Here is a 16,296-nt window from a genome sequence, read left to right on the forward strand (position 1 = left end):
GCTATCGGAACGCATGCTTTCGAAAACAGAAACGACACGCGTGATTCCCGAGGCAGCCACAGAGTCAGCTCTGAGAACCGTCCGCATCGAGACGGACGGCTTGAACGCGCTCGCTGAAGCTCTGAGCAATGGACTGGCGGCGCCCTTTGCCGAGGCGGTCAGTCTTCTTTCCGGCATCTCCGGTCGCGTCATCGTGACGGGTGTCGGCAAGAGCGGGCACATCGGGTCAAAGATTGCCGCGACATTCGCCTCGACCGGAACGCCGGCCAATTTCGTGCATCCCGTGGAAGCCAGTCATGGCGATCTCGGCATGATCACGAGCAATGATGCGGTGCTTGCCCTGTCCTGGTCCGGCGAAAGCGAGGAATTGAAGGGCATCGTTTCCTATTGCCGTCGCTTTGCCATCCCGCTGGTTGCCCTTACATCGGGCAAAAGTTCAGCGCTGGCGCGCCAGGCCGACATCGTTCTGGCCTTGCCGCGCACCGCCGAAGCCTGCCCGCATGGGTTGGCGCCTACCACCTCCACCCTGCAGCAACTGGCCATGGGCGATGCGCTGGCCGTGGCGCTTCTGGAGGCGCGCGGCTTCACGCCCGACAATTTCCGGACTTTTCATCCTGGCGGGCGGCTCGGTGCAAGCCTGACGAAGGTGCGCGAGTTCATGCATGTGGGCGAGGAGCTGCCCCTCGTGGCGATGGGCACGTTCCTGCCCGAGGCCGTCATGACCCTTTCGGCCAAGCGTTTCGGCTGCGTCTGCATTGTGGATGACGAGGAGAAGCTCGTCGGCATCATCACCGATGGCGATCTGGCGCGTCACCTCGACCGCAACCTCGCCGAACTCAAGGTCGAGGAGGTCATGACCGCCGATCCGAAGACCGCCCATCCCGACATGCTGTCAGGTGTGGCGACCGGGCTTATCAACGACCTCAACATCTCCGCCCTGGTGGTGGTCGACGAAACCAAAAGGCCGGTTGGCATCGTCCATTTCCACGACCTGCTCAGGATCGGGGCGGCCTGAGGTCCAAACGCTCAGGCAGGTTCCACCAGCAAGGTTCCGCCGTTAGCGCCCGTCACGCGAACACGTGTGCCCGACGGAAGATCGGGTCCTGAAACCTGCCACAGCGAATCGCCCATCCGGACGAAGCCCCGGCCGTCCTGAATGGCTTCCTCAAGCGTGGCAACAGTGCCGATCAGCTGCTGTTCGCGGCGGTTGAGAAGCGGCTGGTCCGTATCCTCACCGCCGCCGGAAAAGACCCGCCGGCCAATCAGCGCCGTGGCGATGGACAGCACCAGGAAGAAGACCGTCTGGGCCTGCCACGTCCACAGCGCGACATCGGCAAGCTGGAAGGAAAGCGTTCCCGTCAGCAGAGCGGCGACGCCGATCCACAGAAGGTAGAAGCCAGGGACCACGATCTCCAGCGCCAACAGGATGCAGCCCAGGATGATCCAGTTCCACGGGCCGATACTGGCCAGGAATTCGACAAGCATCGTCTCCCCCCTTGCTGATTGTTTCCCAGGTCAGGTTCTATCGGGACCGGAAATCGGCGTCGAGGCAGCACGTCGACGAGCGGTTCCGGCCGCAGCCTCGCCCTCGGTGCCGAAGACCTCCTTCGCAATGGCGCCGATACCGCCCAGCGATCCGATCAGCGAAGCGGCCTCGATCGGCATCAGCACGACCTTGCTGTTGGGCGCCGAGCCGATGGCCGACATCGCTTCGGTGTATTTCTGAGCGACGAAGTAGTTGATGGCCTGGACGTCGCCCTTGGCAATGGCTTCCGAAACAACCTGCGTGGCACGCGCCTCTGCCTCGGCCGAACGCTCGCGGGCCTCGGCATCCCGGAAGGCGGCTTCCTTGCGGCCCTCGGCCTCCAGGATCTGCGCCTGCTTGCGGCCTTCGGCTTCGAGGATCTCGGCGCGCTTGGTGCGCTCGGCCATCATCTGGCGGGCCATAGATTCCACTAGATTGGCCGGCGGGTTGATGTCCTTGATCTCGACGCGCGTCATCTTGATGCCCCAGGGCGTGGCCGCCTGGTCGACGATGTGGAGCAGGCGATCATTGATCGTGTCGCGATTGGACAGGAGTTCGTCGAGGTCCATCGAGCCCATCACCGAACGGATGTTGGTCATGGTCAGATTAAGGATGGCGTTCTCCAGTCCAGAAACCTGATAGGCGGCCTGCGGCGCGCTGAGCACCTGATAGAAGGCGACGCCATCAACCGCCACGATGGCGTTGTCGCGGGTGATGACCTCCTGCGTGGGGACGTCCAGCACCTGTTCCATCATGTTCATCTTGGCACCGATGCGGTCGATGAAGGGCACGATGATGTTGAGGCCCGGCGACAGGGTGCGGGTATAGCGCCCGAAGCGCTCGACCGTGTAGTTGGAGCCTTGTTCGACCGTCTTGATGCCCGCAAATATGAGCAACAGCACCAGGATGATGAGGACGGGTATGAGGATGTCGAATCCCGTGAACGGCATCGGAGACTCCCGGTTCGAATTGTCAGGACGCGCGACTGCCGGGACCGGCATTCAGCACCCGCCAGCCTTATGCCCGAACGCCCCAACTTACAATCGTTGTGGCCGCGGCCTGCCCGGTTAGCTGCTCTCGGCCCGCCTCAACCTGCCGAAGCGGAAGCCTTCCGGCACCGCCGAGCGCACCATCAGCATCTCGCCGACATTCTCGTGGGTTATCAGACCGACGAGGCGGCCGGCCCCATCAAGCGCGGCAACGGCCGGCGCGCTCGATTCCTGCATGAGCTTCAGCGCATCGGTCAGGCATTGCCGGTGATGGATGGTCGGAATGTCGGTGCGCATGGCAGTCTCAATCGGTGCGTGGGGCCCGACCTCCTTGAGCGCGCGGATCATGTCGTTGCGGGTGAGCACGCCCTCGAGGCGGCCATCGGCGGACAGAACAGGAAATTCGTGCTGGCTCGTATCCAGGAGCGCTTCGACGGCCTCGGCCAGGTTCGCTTGGCGCGGTAGCGTTGCATACTGACGCACCATAACATCCCCGACCAAGAGGCTCGCGGAGACCTCGCGGATCTGGGCGTTCTGGCTCTCGGCAGTGGCCGCCAGATAGACGAAGATGGCGATGAAGATGAGGATGGGGTTGTAAAGCAGGCCGATGAAGCCGAGAGCAAATGCCATGCCCTGGCCGATCGTTGCGGCGATCTGTGTGGCGCGCGGCCACGACATTCGCGAGGCGAGTGCGGCGCGCAGCACCCTGCCGCCATCCATGGGAAAGGCGGGGATCATGTTGAACACGACCAGGAATATGTTAACCCCGGCAAGCCGGACGAGGAAATTGACGCGGGGATCCTCGATCTGCGCCATATCGGCGAGTTGACCCGTGCCGCCGAGCGCCAGCAGGATCAACGCAGCGATGACGATGTTGACGGCCGGGCCGGCCACGGCGATGACGAATTCCTGACGCGGCTCTTCCGGCATGCGCTCCAGACGCGCCAGCCCGCCAATCGGCAGAAGTGTGATGTCGGGTGTCTTGATGCCGTAGCGGCGCGCGGCGAAGGCGTGGCCGAATTCATGCGCAACCACGCAGGCAAACACGGCCAGAATAAAGAGGACGCCCTCCCATGCCGCCGGCACGCCGCCGATCTGGTAGTGCATCCACCAGAACCACGCGAGAATCAGCGCGAAGGTGACGTGCACCCTCACCTGGGTCCCGGCAATGGTGGCGATTCTGAAAGACCAACTCATGGCGCGTGCTCCCGCATCCGCTGTTTCCAGCCGGACCTTATTGTAGGAGCGTTGAACCGGTTTGTCCTGGCGCAAGAGCGGCAGTCTTAAAAGAAGGGCCGGCCGCGAGAAGTCTCGCGACCGGCCGGTACATGTCCTTGGGAGGACGCGCCTTGATCAGGCGTTCTTGCGGGTACGCCAGCTGTCGACGTAGCTCTCGCGGGCATCGCTCGAGAAGGGCACCTTGGAGACACGCACGCGGATTTCCATCTGACGCGACGGCTCCACGGTGGTCTTTTCCGTGCCGGGCTCAGGCTCGCCCCAGACGAGCTTGAGCTCGTCGCCTTCCTTGACGTCGGCATCGACGGTGCCGAGCGACAGCGCGCGGCGCTCATTGTAGGAGTAGCCGGCGAACATGGAGAGGCCGACCATCTTGTCGCCATTCATGACCTTGTCGTAGCTCGACGAGGCATAGTTGAAGAGCGGGAAGTCCATTGCCTTCACGTTGGCGCCGTCCTCGAACAGGGTCGCGAAGGCGTTGATGCAGTCCTCGGGGTTCCACTCGAAGGTGACCTTGCGGCGGTGCTGCTTGTCGGCCATCTTTTCCAGCGCCTCGCGACCGATGAAGTCGTGGTCGAACTTGACGTAGAAGTCGTAGCCGAGATCCCAGGGCGACAGATAGTAGTCCTCGATGTTGTCGGACTCGTAGGAGCCGCCAATGGCGCCGGTAGCCTCGTAGGACTTGTCGGTCAGCCACTCGCGGTAGCCGCGCATGGATTCGCCGGTGTAGATGGCCGGCAGCGGGGAGGGGATCCAGCCTGATTCCAGCGTGTTGGTGGCATAGGCGCGCGAACCGACCGGCACCAGGCCATGGCCTTCGCCGGCTTCCAGGATGGCGTCGCGGACGCGATCGTAATCCTCATAGGGGCCGTAGAGCTCCAGACCCGGCACGCCGGCCATGCCATGGCGCAAGGCGCGGACCTTCTGACCGCCGACATTGATCCAGTCCATGTTGAAGAACTTGATCTCGGGAACCGCTGCGCCGTTCAGCTTCTCAAGGATCGCCGGGGCGTTCGGGCCCTGGACCTGGAAGCGGTAATGGCGGCGAAGCACCGGCTTGCCCTGCGGGCGCGACGGCGAACGCGGGTCTTCGGTCAGCTTGACGTCCCAGTTGCCGGTCTCGGCATGGTACTGAACCCAGCTCACGGTGGGGGCGCGGCCGACCAGGTTGAATTCGGTCTCGCTCTCGCGGAACATGATCACGTCGCCGATGACGTAGCCTTCCGGGGTGACCGGCACGAAGTGCTTGGCCTTGCCGGGGGTGAAGTTCTTGAAGGAGTTGATGGCGAGGTAGGAGAGGAACTTCTCGGCATCCGGGCCTTCGACGAGGAGCTCGGCCATGTGGTGCGACTGGTCGAAGAGGACCGCCGACTCGCGCCATGCGCGCTGCTCGTCGCGCCAGTTGTGGAATTCGGGGGCGACGACCGGGTAGACGTAAGCGCCGACCTTGGAGTTGCGCAGCATCTTGACGATGTTGCCCTCGGCGTCGAGTTTCTGTTGCAGGCTCTTGGACATGGGGTTCTCTCCCTGAAGGAACGATTCTGATGACCGGCCGGCGGCATCCGGCTGGCCGGTTGACGGTTGTGAAGGCGGCGATGGTCCTCCGTGCTCTCATCCACGATGCCCGTCGCGGTGAACCGCGCTGCGTGCAGTCGTCGAGATCCTCCAACCCGTCTGCGTTACAGCATGCAGACTGTATACATTCTGTATCGAAGGGTCCCATACGTCAATAGAGTGAGCCGCGCAAGCGATTCCACCGGCTGACGTGGCGTCGTGCCAGTTTGACGACGGCTGCCGGACAAAACCCAAGGGCCGCCACCCGCTGGCGAGCATGTATCCCGGTATAAGGAGCGCTTCCGGCAGACCCGGATGGTGACGGAACGGTATACAGCGCGTGGCAATCGACAAAGGCGCTTGCCGCCATGCCCGTCGAGGGCTATCAAGAGGCATGAACATGCAGATGCACATTTCCAAGCTTTGGTGGTGGGCCAGCTAACAGCGGCCGAGAGCGTATTTGCGTGGAGTTTTCGATGGCCGCAGCGGGAGAACCGGGCGGCCATTTCTTGTATCTGGTCCAAGGTTCCCGCCCAAACAGGAAAGGGAGCGCGCCGATGAGCATCATGGTAGCGGAAATGACAGCGGAGGCCTTCGTTACCGCCGGGGGCGTGACGATTACGCGGCAGCGTACCGAGACACCTTATGAAGGAGCTATCGACGCCTATGTCGAGGCACTGGATTCGCGGCGTGGCTGCCTGTTCTCGTCGAACTACGAATATCCAGGGCGCTATACGCGGTGGGACACGGCCATCGTCGATCCTCCCGTCGCCATAACATCGCGCGGCCGAGCCGTGCGCATCGAAGCGTTGAACGAACGGGGCGAAGCCTTGCTGCCTCCCATTCGCGCGGCGGTGAACACGCTGTCTGACGTGACGGTCGAACATGCAGACGCCCGATTGATCGCGGTGCAGGTTCACGAAGCCGACGGCGTGATCACGGAGGAAGAGCGTTCGCGCGCGCCGACCGTGTTCAGCGTGCTGCGGGCGATCATCGACCTCTTTCGCAGCGACGAGGACAGCAATCTCGGGCTCTACGGCGCGTTCGGCTATGATCTCGCCTTCCAGTTCGACGCCGTCGAACTAAAGCTCGAACGCGCGCAAGACCAGCGCGACCTCGTTCTCTATCTCCCCGACGAGATCCTGGTCGTCGACCACCATCAGGCGCTGGCCTGGCACGACCGCTACGACTACTCCGGAAAGGGGTTCTCAACCACGGGCCTGGCGCGAGGCGGCGAAGAGGCACCCTTTCAGAAATCGGAACGCATCCCCCCGCGCGGCGACCATGAGCCCGGCGAATATGCGAGACTGGTCGAGAAGGCAAAGGAGAGTTTCCGGCGCGGGGACCTTTTCGAGGTGGTGCCGGGACAGATGTTCTTCGAACGCTGCGAGTCGCGTCCCTCGGAAGTGACGCGCAGGCTGAAAACCATCAATCCTTCGCCCTACTCATTTTTCATCAATCTGGGCGAAGGCGAGTACCTGATCGGTGCGTCGCCGGAGATGTTCGTGCGCGTCAACGGTCGCCGTGTCGAGACCTGCCCGATTTCGGGCACCATCAAGCGCGGCGAGGATGCGATTTCGGATTCCGAACAGATCCTGAAGCTGCTCAATTCCAAGAAGGACGAGAGCGAACTGACGATGTGCTCCGACGTCGACCGAAACGACAAGAGCCGTGTCTGCGAGCCGGGGTCGGTCAGGGTTATCGGGCGGCGTCAGATCGAAATGTACTCACGGTTGATCCATACCGTCGACCACATAGAAGGCCGGCTTCGTGAAGACATGGACGCCTTCGACGCCTTCCTGTCGCATGCCTGGGCAGTCACGGTGACCGGCGCGCCGAAACTTTGGGCCATGCGTTTCATCGAGAACCACGAGAAAAGCCCGCGGGCCTGGTATGGCGGTGCGATCGGCATGGTTCATTTCAACGGCGACATGAACACCGGACTGACGCTGCGCACCATCCGCATCAAGGATGGGATCGCCGAGGTGAGGGCGGGCGCCACGCTGCTGTTCGATTCCGACGCCGCGGAGGAAGAGGCGGAGACGGAGCTCAAGGCTTCGGCCATGCTGGCTGCCATCCGCGAGGCCGGAAAGCCCAACGCAACGAATGCCGGCCGGGAGACGGCAAAGGTCGGTGAGGGAGTGTCGGTCCTGCTTGTCGACCACGAAGATTCCTTCGTCCATACGCTGGCGAACTATTTCCGCCAGACCGGCGCCACGGTTTCCACGGTGCGCGCACCGGTCGCCGAAGAGGTGTTCGATCGCCTCGATCCCGATCTGGTGGTGCTGTCACCCGGACCGGGGATGCCGTCGGATTTCGACTGCAAGGCGACCATCGCCAAGGCACGCGCCCGAAGCCTGCCGATCTTCGGTGTGTGCCTCGGGCTCCAGGCGCTGACCGAAGCCTATGGCGGCGAATTGCGTCAGCTGCGCGAACCCGTCCACGGCAAGCCGTCACGAATCCGCGTGAACATGGCGGGCACCGTGTTTTCAGGCCTTCCCAAGGAAGTCACCGTTGGACGTTACCACTCGATCTTTGCCGATCCCGTGCTGCTGCCTAAAGAGTTCACAGTTACAGCCGAGACGGAGGATGGCGTCGTCATGGCCATCGAGCACCGAAGCGAACCCGTGGCCGCCGTCCAGTTCCATCCCGAATCCATCATGACGCTCGGTCAGGATGCGGGCATGCGCATGATCGAGAACGTGGTCGCCCATCTGCCGCGCCGTGCGAAGGTGCAGGCGGCCTGAGGAAATGAGCATGAGCGCCAAAGACCGTGTGCGCCGGCTGGCGCTCATTTCCATCCTTGTGGCGCTCATTGTCGTCGCGTTGAAGTTCTGGGCCTGGCGGCTGACGGGTTCGGTCGCGCTCTATTCAGACGCGCTGGAATCGACCGTGAACGTGATCGCGGCTCTGGTCGCCTGGTATGCGATCCGCGTCAGCTTCACCCCGGCCGATGACGAACATCCCTTCGGGCATCACAAGGCGGAGTATCTTTCTGCCGTCCTGGAGGGCGTGCTGATCGTCATCGCGGCCTTGCTCATCCTGCGTGAAGCCGTCAGCGCCCTTATCGAACCTCTGCCCATAGTCCAGGCCGATCTTGGCCTGGCCGTCAGCGTGGTATCGACATTGATCAACGGCGGGTGGGCATGGATCCTGATCAAGGAGGGTCGCAAGGCGCGCTCGCCTGCGTTGATCGCCGATGCCAGGCATATCTTCTCCGACGTCGTCACTTCGGTCGGTGTCGTCGCGGGCCTGCTCCTGGCCTTAGCCACAGGCTGGATGGTGCTCGATCCGCTGCTGGCGCTGATTGTCGCCCTCAACATCCTCTGGCAGGGGTGGAAACTCGTCAACGAATCCATCCAGGGACTCATGGATCGGGCAGCTGAGCCGGAAGATCATGCGCGGATCGAGAGGACTATCCTGGCAAACGCAGACGGTGCGCTGGAAATTCACGATCTCAAGACACGTGTCGCGGCACGGGCGACATTCATCGAATTTCACATGGTTGTGAGCGCGGAAACCACCGTGGCAGCCTCACATGCCATTTGCGATCGGATCGAGCACGCATTGCAAGCCGAAATCCCCTCGGTACGCGTCATCATACACGTGGAACCGGATCACGAGGCCAAGAACGACGCTACTGCTGCCTCGCCGTCACTGTGACCGAGACGCAACACTCGCGCGTTCGCCACCTTTTCGCTCTTTTTTGTCCGTGCGTCGGACATTATTCGGCAGCACATGCTGGATCAAACGGCAGGCAACTGCGTTGTTAACCGTCCGTCCAGAAAATTCGTCGATGGAAGTCCCTATGTGTGTGTTCAAATCAGTAATCCCGTTTTTCTCGCGCCTTCTGGCGGCGGCACTGTTGCCACTGTTCCTGGCCGCATGCGTTTCCGGCTCTTCGCAGCCGACGGCCTATCAGCCGGTGCAGCCGGCCGGTCCTGATCCGTTCTATCGGGCCATGTACGGTGCGCAGCCGGATGAGCGCTTCCCGCTGCCGGCAACCGATATCCGCAATGTCGATGAGCGCTTCTTCCGCCAGCAGGTAGATTACCATCGCTCGGAGCCTGCCGGCACCATCGTGGTCGATACCAACAACCGCTTCCTCTATCTCGTGCAGGAAAACGGCAAGGCCATGCGCTACGGCATCGGCGTCGGCCGTGCCGGCCTTGCCTTCGAGGGACAGGCAGAGGTCGCCCGCAAGGCCGAGTGGCCGCGCTGGACGCCCACGGCGAACATGATCGAGCGGGACCCCGAGCGTAACGCTCAGTGGGCGGGCGGCATGGAGCCGGGTCTCGAGAATCCGCTCGGCCCGCGCGCGCTCTACCTCTATCAGAACGGCCGCGACACGCTTTACCGCATCCATGGTACCTCGGAGCCTTGGTCGATCGGCCTCGACGTCTCGTCCGGCTGCATTCGTCTGTTCAACCAGGACATCATCGATCTCTACAGCCGCGTGCCGCTGAATACTCAGGTCATCGTGCTGCATAACGAGCCGCTCATGTATCCCCAGCGCGAAATGCCCGAAGCGGTGCGTCGCCAGCTGGAAGGCCCAGTCGCCCAGGCGATCTGAACCGGCTTCGAAACGACAATGAAGGGCAGGGCGGGTCTTTGACCCGCCCTTTTCGTTTGCCTTACCCGCCGCTGATGGCGGTCAGCACCCAGACGGTCGCGCCAGGAGCCAGCGGCGAGGCGAGCTTAACCCGCTCGCCGTCGACGAAGACGTTGATGTGCTTGCGAATGGCGGGACGCGTGTCGCACAGGCGGTCGCGCATCCCGGGCCAGAGCCGGTCAAGCTCGTCCATGACCTCGCGCACCGAGGTCGCCTGAACCACCACATCGCGCCGTGCGCCCGGAAACAAGTCAAGGAGAAGTGCCGGCAGACGGACAGTGACGGTGGCAGTCGATCCAAGTGGCGCCCTTTCATATCGCGTCATCGGTCAATCCCGTACCACCATCGTCTCCACCGAGAGGATGCCCGGCAGGTGGCTCGCCAGCGGGCTCCACTGCTCGCCTTCATCGGCGCTGGCAAAAAGCGCGCCGCCCGACGTGCCGAAATAGACGCCGGCCGGTTCCAGGACGTCGGTCGCCAGGGCCTGGCGCAGAACGCCGAAATAAGCGCCTTCCTGCGGCAGGCCCTCACGCAGATCCTGCCAGCTGCGCCCGCCATCGCGCGTGCGCCAGACAGCGGCCTTGGCATCTGGCATATAGCGCCCGGCCTGATCGCCATTGAGCGGCAAAAGAAACAGCGTTTCCGGATCGCGCGGATGGACGGCGGCCGGAAAACCAAATGAGGAAGGAAGCCCCTCCTCGATGCTTTCCCACGTGCGTCCGCCATCGGCGCTGCGATACATGCCGCAATGGTTCTGCTGATAGAGGAGGTCCGTGGAGTTCGGGGCCTTGACGAGCGAGTGCACGCACTGGCCGAATTCTGGATAGCGCTGGTCTTCCGGCGCGAAATCGGCGCGGGTGCCCCTGTTGCGCGGCTCCCACGTCTCGCCGCCATCTGCTGAATGGAAGACGCCAGCCGAGGAGATGCCGATCCAGATGCGCTTCTCGTCCTCAGGGTCGGTGACAAGCGAATGCAGGATCAAGCCGGCCCCGCCAGGCTGCCATTCGGGTCGCGAGGGGTGTTCCTGAAGGCCGTGGAGATGGGTCCAGGTCGCGCCGTCATCATCACTGCGGAAGAGGCCAGCCGGCTGCACGCCGGCATAAAGCGTGCCATTGCGCTTATGCATGCTCCACACCGAACCAACGGGCTCCAGGCCCTCCTCGTAACAGAGGCCGGCACTGGAATGGGACCAGCTGTCGCCGAGGTCAGATGTCTTCCAGACCGAGGGTCCGAACCACGGATCGCCTCCGGCCGCATAGATCATCCCCGATTGGGGGTCCCCGATCACGTGGTTCATCGGGGCGGTCTGGCAAAAGGGACCCTTGAGCGTCCAGTCACGACGATCCGCACCACTTTCGAATATGAAGGCACCCTTGCGCGTGCCAACAAGCAGAAAAACCCTGGTCGCCATGGACGTCTCCTCCCGTGGCTGCGACATCATGCCCAGCAGCGAGGACTGGACATTTGCGTTGATATCAACATTTATAGGATCATGTCAAAGCAACAGACCGTCGATCTCGCCACCACGCTGCATGTGCGCGATACCTGCCTCTGTTTCGCCGTTCGGCGGGCGGCACGTGCCTTGTCGCGACGCTTCGATGAGGCGTTCCGGCCGCTTGGCATCACCAACGGCCAGTTTTCGCTGATGATGTCGCTCAACCGGCCCGACAGTCCCAGGATGTCGGACATCGCCGATTTTCTCGCGATGGACCGGACGACACTCACGGCCGCGCTGAAGCCGCTGGAGAAAAGCGGGTTCATTTCGGTGCGTCCGGACGAAAGGGACCGGCGCAACCGCCGCCTGTCATTGACCGATGCCGGCCGCGAAATTCTGGCCCGTGCGGTGCCTATCTGGCGTGAAACCCATGGCGAAGTCGACCGGTTGGTGAGGGCGAGCGATCCCCAGGGATTCCGGGCCGACTTGAAGGCGCTGGCCTGAGTCGCGGCTGGCTGGCCACTTCTCAGACCAGGGATTTTCGATAGCAGGCGGGGTCCATATCCCGGATATCGATGCTTATGCTCGCAATTTCGGGGTAATCGTTTCGGAAGGCGTCCCGCAGCATTTCGGCGATGGCGATCTTCTGCGCCTCCGTTCTGCCGGCAAGCATCGACAAGGTGATGTGGACGAACGATCGCCGACCATCGCCGAAGAGGATGGCGTCCGCCTCGATGCATCTGACCTTTATGTCGTCAGGCGCCATGATGCTGGATGCCGAACAGACGGACAGAGCGAGTTGCATGGCGTCGTCCAGCCGCGCGGCGGACGCAAAGGCGCCATGATGTTCGATCACGCAATGTGGCATATGAACCCCCGAGTTTCCTGCCGCGCGGCCTTCGGTCGTACCTGCATCCAATCTCGCCGTCGGTTGGGCGCGTCGGCTGCAGTCACATGGCTGACTAGACCCGGGCACGGGCTGGCGCAACCGGCGAAAGCGCGCCGCCGACTGATATAGCTGGAGGCGGTCAGCTGATCGACCGCGCACTTGCGCCCGATACCCTCATGCGGGCGATATCGTCACAACCCGCCGATCACCTTGTCGAGGGTCGCGGGGAGGTCGCGCACGCGCACGCCGGTCGCATTGTGGACCGCATTGACCACGGCGGCGGCGGCGCCGCAGATGCCCAGTTCGCCGATCCCCTTGGCCTGCAGAGGGTTGGCCCAGCGGTCGCGCTCCTCAAGCAGCACGATGTCGATCTGGGGGACGTCGGCGTTGACGGGAAGGTGGTACTCCGCAAAATCACGGTTGACGATGTGGCCGTCTCGCTTGTCGTGCAGCAATTCCTCGGTCAGGGCCATGCCGATGCCGAACGTCATGCCGCCCAGGCACTGCGAGCGTGCGGTCTTGGCATTGAGGATGCGCCCGGCCGCAAAGACACCCAGCATGCGCCGGACACGGGTCTCTCCCGTGACCGCATTGACCGCAACTTCGGCGAAGTAGCTGCCATAGGTGGCCTGCCGGACCTTGTCCTCCGCATCGCCGGGCTCTGTATGGCCTTCGGCTGAGAGTTCGGCCCCGTCGAGCATCTCGGCAAGCGGGACCCTGCGATTGCCGACAATGGCATGGCCGTCCTTCAGCGTCAGATCGTCGGGCTCACAGGTGAGCTTCTCGCAGATCTGGCGGCGGATTTCCTCACAGGCGAGGAAAACGGCCGTGCCGTTCGAGGCCGCGCCGAAGGAACCTCCCGAGCCGGAAGCCGGCGGTAGGCCGGTGTCGCCGAGCCGAGTCTCGACTTCGGTCATCGGCAGGCCGAGCATCTCGGCCGCGAGCTGGGAAAGCACCGCGTAGGTACCCGTACCGATGTCGGTCATGTCGGTTTCGACCACCGCCCGGCCTTCGGAAGTCAGCGTCACGCGTGCCTTGGATTCAATCAGCATGTTGACGCGGGCTGCCGAGGCCATGCCGAGGCCGATCATCCATTCGCCTTCGCGCACCGTGCCGGGCTTCGGGTCACGGCTTTCCCAACCGAACCGTTCCGCGCCGGTCGTCAGCGCCTCGGCCAGCGTGTGCGACGAAAAGGGAATGCCCTGGGAGGGGTCCTCCTCAGGGATGTTGCGCAGACGAAGCTCGACGGGATCGATGCCGGAGACCTCAGCCAGTTCGTCGAGCGCGATCTCCAAGGCGGTGAGGCCGACCGCCTCGCCCGGCGCTCGCACGGAGCCGGCTGGTGTGCGGTGGATGCGCGCGATGCGATGGCCGATGAGCCTGTTCTCGCCGCGATACAGGAACGGGGTGGCCTGCGTGACCGGCTCGGAAAACGACTCGTCGGGCAGGTTCGAAACCAGCGCTTCGTGGCCAATTCCGATCAGGCGTCCCTCCTTGTCCGCCGCGAGACGGATGCGCTGGCTGGTCTCGGAGCGGCGAAGCACCATCTCGAAAACGTTCTGGCGCGTCATGGCGACGGCCACCGGCACGCCGAGTTCCTTCGAGGCGATGGCTGCCGCGACCGCTTCGGGCGCGATGCCGAGCTTGGAGCCGAAGCCGCCGCCGACATAAGGCGCCAGAATACGCACCTTGTCTTCGTCGATGCCGAGCGCATCGGCCAGTTCGGCGCGGTTGAAGCGCAGCATCTGGTAGCTGCCATGCAAGGTGAGACTGTCGCCGTCCCAGGAGGCGAGCGAAGCGTGGGGCTCCATCGCGGCGCTCACGTGCCCAGGCGTTGTGTAATGCTGGTCGACGGTGAAGGCTGCCTCGCGCATGGCCTTGTCGAGATCGCCCGTCGACGCCTGCTTCTTCCGGGGCGTCTCGATCTCGGCCTCGGGATCGTCCGGATTGACGACGACCTTCGTGTCCGCCTGAAGCTGCTGCACAATCCGCTGTGCACCGTGCCGTGCCTGTTCGAAGGTCTCAGCCACCACCAGCGCGACAGGCTGGCCGAAGAAGTGAATGTTGTCGGTTTCCTGTACCGGCGCTTCGCCAGCCATGCCCTGGGCGGGATTACGCAGCAGACGCCGATCCGTCACGACCAGTCTGATACCCGGCAGAGCTTCGATGGTCGTCTTGTCGAGGTCCGCCAGCCGACCTTTGGAGATGGTGGAGCGGACGAGAACGCCGTGATGGCAGTTTTCAGGAAGCTGTTCCATGGCATAAGGCGCCCGACCGGTCACCTTGAGCTCACCTTCCGGCCGATCAATTGGCTCGCCGATCACTCCCTGGACCATGTCTTCAAGGCGGTCGCGATCGACCGGTTCATCCATCTTGAGGTGAAGGGTCATGCTTTGACTCCGCAAAGTTCGGACAAGACCGCCACGAGGGTACGCTTGAGGCGGGGGGCCTTGAAGGCGTTGCCTTCCTGCGGCGATGCGTCGGCAAGGAGCGCGTCGGCTGCGCGCTGGAACAGGGGCAAGGATGGCTCTTCGCCCTGGAGCAAGTGTTCGACCTCTTCGTCGCGCCATGGCTGGGGCGCGACCCCTCCGAACGCAAGCGATGCGTGCGCGATCCGGCCGTTTTTCAGCGCCATGACACCCGCCACCGAAACGAGCGCGAAGGCGTAGGACGCCCGGTCGCGAACCTTCCGATAGGTCTGCCGGTCGCCGCCGGGTGGCGGAAGGACAACCGCCGTGATCAGGTCGCCGGGCTCCAGCACCGTCTCGATGTGCGGCGTGTCACCTGGCAATCTGTAAAAGGCCCCCAGATCGATCCGTCGCGTCCGGCCTTCGGCGTTCTCGATCTCGACCTCGGCATCGAGGGAGCGCATCGCGACGGCCATGTCACTCGGATGCGTGGCGATGCAGTGCTCGCTGGTGCCGAAGATGGCATGCAACCTGTTGACGCCGCCGATCGCCCGGCAGCCGCTTCCCGGCTCGCGCTTGTTGCAGGGCATGGCCGTGTCGTAGAAATAGTAGCAGCGGGTGCGCTGCAGCAGATTGCCGCCGGTCGTCGCCTTGTTGCGCAACTGCCCGCTGGCGCCCGCAAGAAGCGCGCGCGACAGGACGGGGTAGTTCCGCCGCACACCCTCATCCGCCGCCAGGTCGCTGTTGCGCACCATCGCGCCGATCCGAATTCCGCCCGCGTCCGTCGCTTCGATTTCTGCGAGGTCCAACCGACTGACGTCGACGAGCCGCGAGGGCGTCATCACTTCCAGCTTCATGAGGTCAAGAAGGTTGGTGCCCCCGGCAATGAATGTAGCGCCTTCACGTGCGAGGCGCGCTGCGTCCGCCGACGAAGCGGCGCGTGCGTAGTCAAACGGCCTCATGCGCGCTTGCCTCCAGCGGCTTCGAGTATGGCGTCGACGATGTTCGGATAGGCGGCGCAGCGACAAAGGTTGCCGCTCATGCGTTCCGATATTTCCTCGACGGTGAGTTGGGGCTTGCCCGTTCCATCGTCGGTGACATGGCTCGGCCAGCCGGCTGCGATCTCCTCGATCATGGCGGTCGCCGAACAGATCTGGCCCGGCGTGCAATACCCGCATTGAAAGCCGTCATGGCGCACGAAGGCTTCCTGAAGGGGCGAAAGCTGCCCGGGTTTGCCGAGACCCTCAATGGTGACGATCTCATCGCCGTCATGCATGCACGCCAGCGTCAGACAGGAATTGACCCGCCGGCCGTTGACCAGAACCGTACACGCGCCGCACTGGCCGTGGTCGCAACCCTTCTTGGAACCCGTCAGGCCGAGATGGGTGCGCAACGCATCGAGCAGCGTGGTGCGGGTGTCGGCGTCGAGTCGGTAGTCCCGGCCATTGATGGCGAGTTGTGTCTGGGCGGTGGGGTTTCCTGCCGCATTCATGCGCAGCGCCTCATATGGGAGAGTGGTTTCAAATCGGGTTCTCCCCTACAAGCCCCGAGCCGTCCCGCAGGTTCCTGACAAAGCCGGCCGGCATGCAAAACATCCACCCACTTGCATCGCCGTTGTCGCTTAGGTATCTAACTTCCCATGTTTTCG

The 16,296-nt window shown here is 63.3% G+C and carries 15 protein-coding genes; 5 read left to right on the forward strand and 10 right to left on the reverse strand.

The genetic code is table 11. The features are described 5' to 3' along the window. Nucleotides 1-13 precede the first annotated feature (13 nt). Nucleotides 14-1,015 carry an SIS domain-containing protein gene (locus tag GRZ55_RS12985; protein WP_169287534.1) on the forward strand — a complete coding sequence of 334 codons (1,002 nt, stop codon included), beginning with the start codon at nucleotides 14-16 and terminating at the stop codon, nucleotides 1,013-1,015. Between the two features lie 11 nt (nucleotides 1,016-1,026). Here the strand turns inward: GRZ55_RS12985 and GRZ55_RS12990 are convergent, their stop codons facing one another. The 4 genes from GRZ55_RS12990 to GRZ55_RS13005 form a co-directional block, all read right to left on the reverse strand. Continuing rightward, nucleotides 1,027-1,485, reverse strand: a complete 459-nt coding sequence (locus tag GRZ55_RS12990) for an NfeD family protein (RefSeq protein WP_169287366.1) — start codon at nucleotides 1,483-1,485, stop codon at nucleotides 1,027-1,029. A 30-nt stretch (nucleotides 1,486-1,515) separates the two neighbouring features. Continuing rightward, on the reverse strand, nucleotides 1,516-2,475 hold the full coding sequence (locus tag GRZ55_RS12995; protein ID WP_169287367.1) for an SPFH domain-containing protein: 960 nt from the start codon (nucleotides 2,473-2,475) through the stop codon (nucleotides 1,516-1,518). Between the two features lie 117 nt (nucleotides 2,476-2,592). Further along, nucleotides 2,593-3,711 (reverse strand): site-2 protease family protein, encoded by a 1,119-nt coding sequence (locus tag GRZ55_RS13000; protein WP_169287368.1) that lies wholly within the window; start codon nucleotides 3,709-3,711, stop codon nucleotides 2,593-2,595. 156 nt (nucleotides 3,712-3,867) lie between these two features. After that, nucleotides 3,868-5,265, reverse strand: a complete 1,398-nt coding sequence (locus GRZ55_RS13005; RefSeq protein ID WP_169287369.1) for an aminomethyltransferase family protein — start codon at nucleotides 5,263-5,265, stop codon at nucleotides 3,868-3,870. A gap of 596 nt (nucleotides 5,266-5,861) precedes the next feature. On the opposite strand from GRZ55_RS13005, the gene GRZ55_RS13010 reads away from it, so the two are divergent. From GRZ55_RS13010 to GRZ55_RS13020, 3 genes are all read left to right on the forward strand, one after another. Continuing rightward, the gene (locus tag GRZ55_RS13010; protein WP_169287370.1) at nucleotides 5,862-8,051 is read left to right on the forward strand and encodes an anthranilate synthase; all 2,190 of its coding nucleotides are present in this window, start codon (nucleotides 5,862-5,864) and stop codon (nucleotides 8,049-8,051) included. A 10-nt stretch (nucleotides 8,052-8,061) separates the two neighbouring features. Beyond that, nucleotides 8,062-8,967, forward strand: a complete 906-nt coding sequence (locus tag GRZ55_RS13015) for a cation diffusion facilitator family transporter (protein WP_169287371.1) — start codon at nucleotides 8,062-8,064, stop codon at nucleotides 8,965-8,967. Nucleotides 8,968-9,112: 145 nt separating this feature from the next. Further along, nucleotides 9,113-9,877: a L,D-transpeptidase gene (locus GRZ55_RS13020; RefSeq protein WP_169287372.1), complete on the forward strand. Its 765-nt coding sequence runs from the start codon at nucleotides 9,113-9,115 to the stop codon at nucleotides 9,875-9,877. 61 nt (nucleotides 9,878-9,938) lie between these two features. Here the strand turns inward: GRZ55_RS13020 and GRZ55_RS13025 are convergent, their stop codons facing one another. Further along, the gene (locus tag GRZ55_RS13025; protein ID WP_169287373.1) at nucleotides 9,939-10,241 is read right to left on the reverse strand and encodes a MoaD/ThiS family protein; all 303 of its coding nucleotides are present in this window, start codon (nucleotides 10,239-10,241) and stop codon (nucleotides 9,939-9,941) included. A 3-nt stretch (nucleotides 10,242-10,244) separates the two neighbouring features. Further along, complete coding sequence (locus tag GRZ55_RS13030) at nucleotides 10,245-11,327, reverse strand: exo-alpha-sialidase (protein WP_169287374.1); 1,083 nt, start codon at nucleotides 11,325-11,327, stop codon at nucleotides 10,245-10,247. Between the two features lie 81 nt (nucleotides 11,328-11,408). On the opposite strand from GRZ55_RS13030, the gene GRZ55_RS13035 reads away from it, so the two are divergent. Beyond that, on the forward strand, nucleotides 11,409-11,855 hold the full coding sequence (locus tag GRZ55_RS13035) for a MarR family transcriptional regulator (protein WP_169287375.1): 447 nt from the start codon (nucleotides 11,409-11,411) through the stop codon (nucleotides 11,853-11,855). A gap of 22 nt (nucleotides 11,856-11,877) precedes the next feature. Here the strand turns inward: GRZ55_RS13035 and GRZ55_RS13040 are convergent, their stop codons facing one another. The 4 genes from GRZ55_RS13040 to GRZ55_RS13055 all read right to left on the reverse strand — a co-directional run bounded on the left by GRZ55_RS13040 (nucleotide 11,878) and on the right by GRZ55_RS13055 (nucleotide 16,140). Further along, complete coding sequence (locus tag GRZ55_RS13040; protein ID WP_169287376.1) at nucleotides 11,878-12,339, reverse strand: 5-carboxymethyl-2-hydroxymuconate Delta-isomerase; 462 nt, start codon at nucleotides 12,337-12,339, stop codon at nucleotides 11,878-11,880. Nucleotides 12,340-12,431: 92 nt separating this feature from the next. Beyond that, entirely contained in the window at nucleotides 12,432-14,630 is a 2,199-nt protein-coding gene (locus GRZ55_RS13045) for a xanthine dehydrogenase family protein molybdopterin-binding subunit (protein ID WP_169287377.1), read from the reverse strand. Beyond that, the gene (locus tag GRZ55_RS13050; RefSeq protein WP_169287378.1) at nucleotides 14,627-15,610 is read right to left on the reverse strand and encodes a xanthine dehydrogenase family protein subunit M; all 984 of its coding nucleotides are present in this window, start codon (nucleotides 15,608-15,610) and stop codon (nucleotides 14,627-14,629) included. Before GRZ55_RS13050 ends, GRZ55_RS13045 begins: the two co-directional genes overlap by 4 nt. Continuing rightward, entirely contained in the window at nucleotides 15,607-16,140 is a 534-nt protein-coding gene (locus tag GRZ55_RS13055) for a 2Fe-2S iron-sulfur cluster-binding protein (RefSeq protein ID WP_169287379.1), read from the reverse strand. The genes GRZ55_RS13050 and GRZ55_RS13055 overlap by 4 nt, the downstream gene beginning before the upstream one ends. Nucleotides 16,141-16,296: the final 156 nt, after the last annotated feature.

Source organism: Chelativorans sp. ZYF759 (assembly GCF_012911015.1).
In the GTDB taxonomy this organism is placed as follows: domain Bacteria; phylum Pseudomonadota; class Alphaproteobacteria; order Rhizobiales; family Rhizobiaceae; genus ZYF759.

What these genes read in the sequence shown, in the direction of transcription:
- GRZ55_RS12995 (WP_169287367.1), bottom strand. Translation starts at nt 2,475, where the DNA reads ATGCCGTTCACGGGATTCGACATCCTCATACCCGTCCTCATCATCCTG.
- GRZ55_RS13025 (WP_169287373.1), bottom strand. Translation starts at nt 10,241, where the DNA reads ATGACGCGATATGAAAGGGCGCCACTTGGATCGACTGCCACCGTCACT.
- GRZ55_RS13020 (WP_169287372.1), top strand. Translation starts at nt 9,113, where the DNA reads ATGTGTGTGTTCAAATCAGTAATCCCGTTTTTCTCGCGCCTTCTGGCG.
- GRZ55_RS13055 (WP_169287379.1), bottom strand. Translation starts at nt 16,140, where the DNA reads ATGAATGCGGCAGGAAACCCCACCGCCCAGACACAACTCGCCATCAAT.
- GRZ55_RS13000 (WP_169287368.1), bottom strand. Translation starts at nt 3,711, where the DNA reads ATGAGTTGGTCTTTCAGAATCGCCACCATTGCCGGGACCCAGGTGAGG.
- GRZ55_RS13050 (WP_169287378.1), bottom strand. Translation starts at nt 15,610, where the DNA reads ATGAGGCCGTTTGACTACGCACGCGCCGCTTCGTCGGCGGACGCAGCG.
- GRZ55_RS13045 (WP_169287377.1), bottom strand. Translation starts at nt 14,630, where the DNA reads ATGACCCTTCACCTCAAGATGGATGAACCGGTCGATCGCGACCGCCTT.
- GRZ55_RS12990 (WP_169287366.1), bottom strand. Translation starts at nt 1,485, where the DNA reads ATGCTTGTCGAATTCCTGGCCAGTATCGGCCCGTGGAACTGGATCATC.
- GRZ55_RS12985 (WP_169287534.1), top strand. Translation starts at nt 14, where the DNA reads ATGCTTTCGAAAACAGAAACGACACGCGTGATTCCCGAGGCAGCCACA.
- GRZ55_RS13010 (WP_169287370.1), top strand. Translation starts at nt 5,862, where the DNA reads ATGAGCATCATGGTAGCGGAAATGACAGCGGAGGCCTTCGTTACCGCC.
- GRZ55_RS13030 (WP_169287374.1), bottom strand. Translation starts at nt 11,327, where the DNA reads ATGGCGACCAGGGTTTTTCTGCTTGTTGGCACGCGCAAGGGTGCCTTC.
- GRZ55_RS13005 (WP_169287369.1), bottom strand. Translation starts at nt 5,265, where the DNA reads ATGTCCAAGAGCCTGCAACAGAAACTCGACGCCGAGGGCAACATCGTC.
- GRZ55_RS13015 (WP_169287371.1), top strand. Translation starts at nt 8,062, where the DNA reads ATGAGCGCCAAAGACCGTGTGCGCCGGCTGGCGCTCATTTCCATCCTT.
- GRZ55_RS13035 (WP_169287375.1), top strand. Translation starts at nt 11,409, where the DNA reads ATGTCAAAGCAACAGACCGTCGATCTCGCCACCACGCTGCATGTGCGC.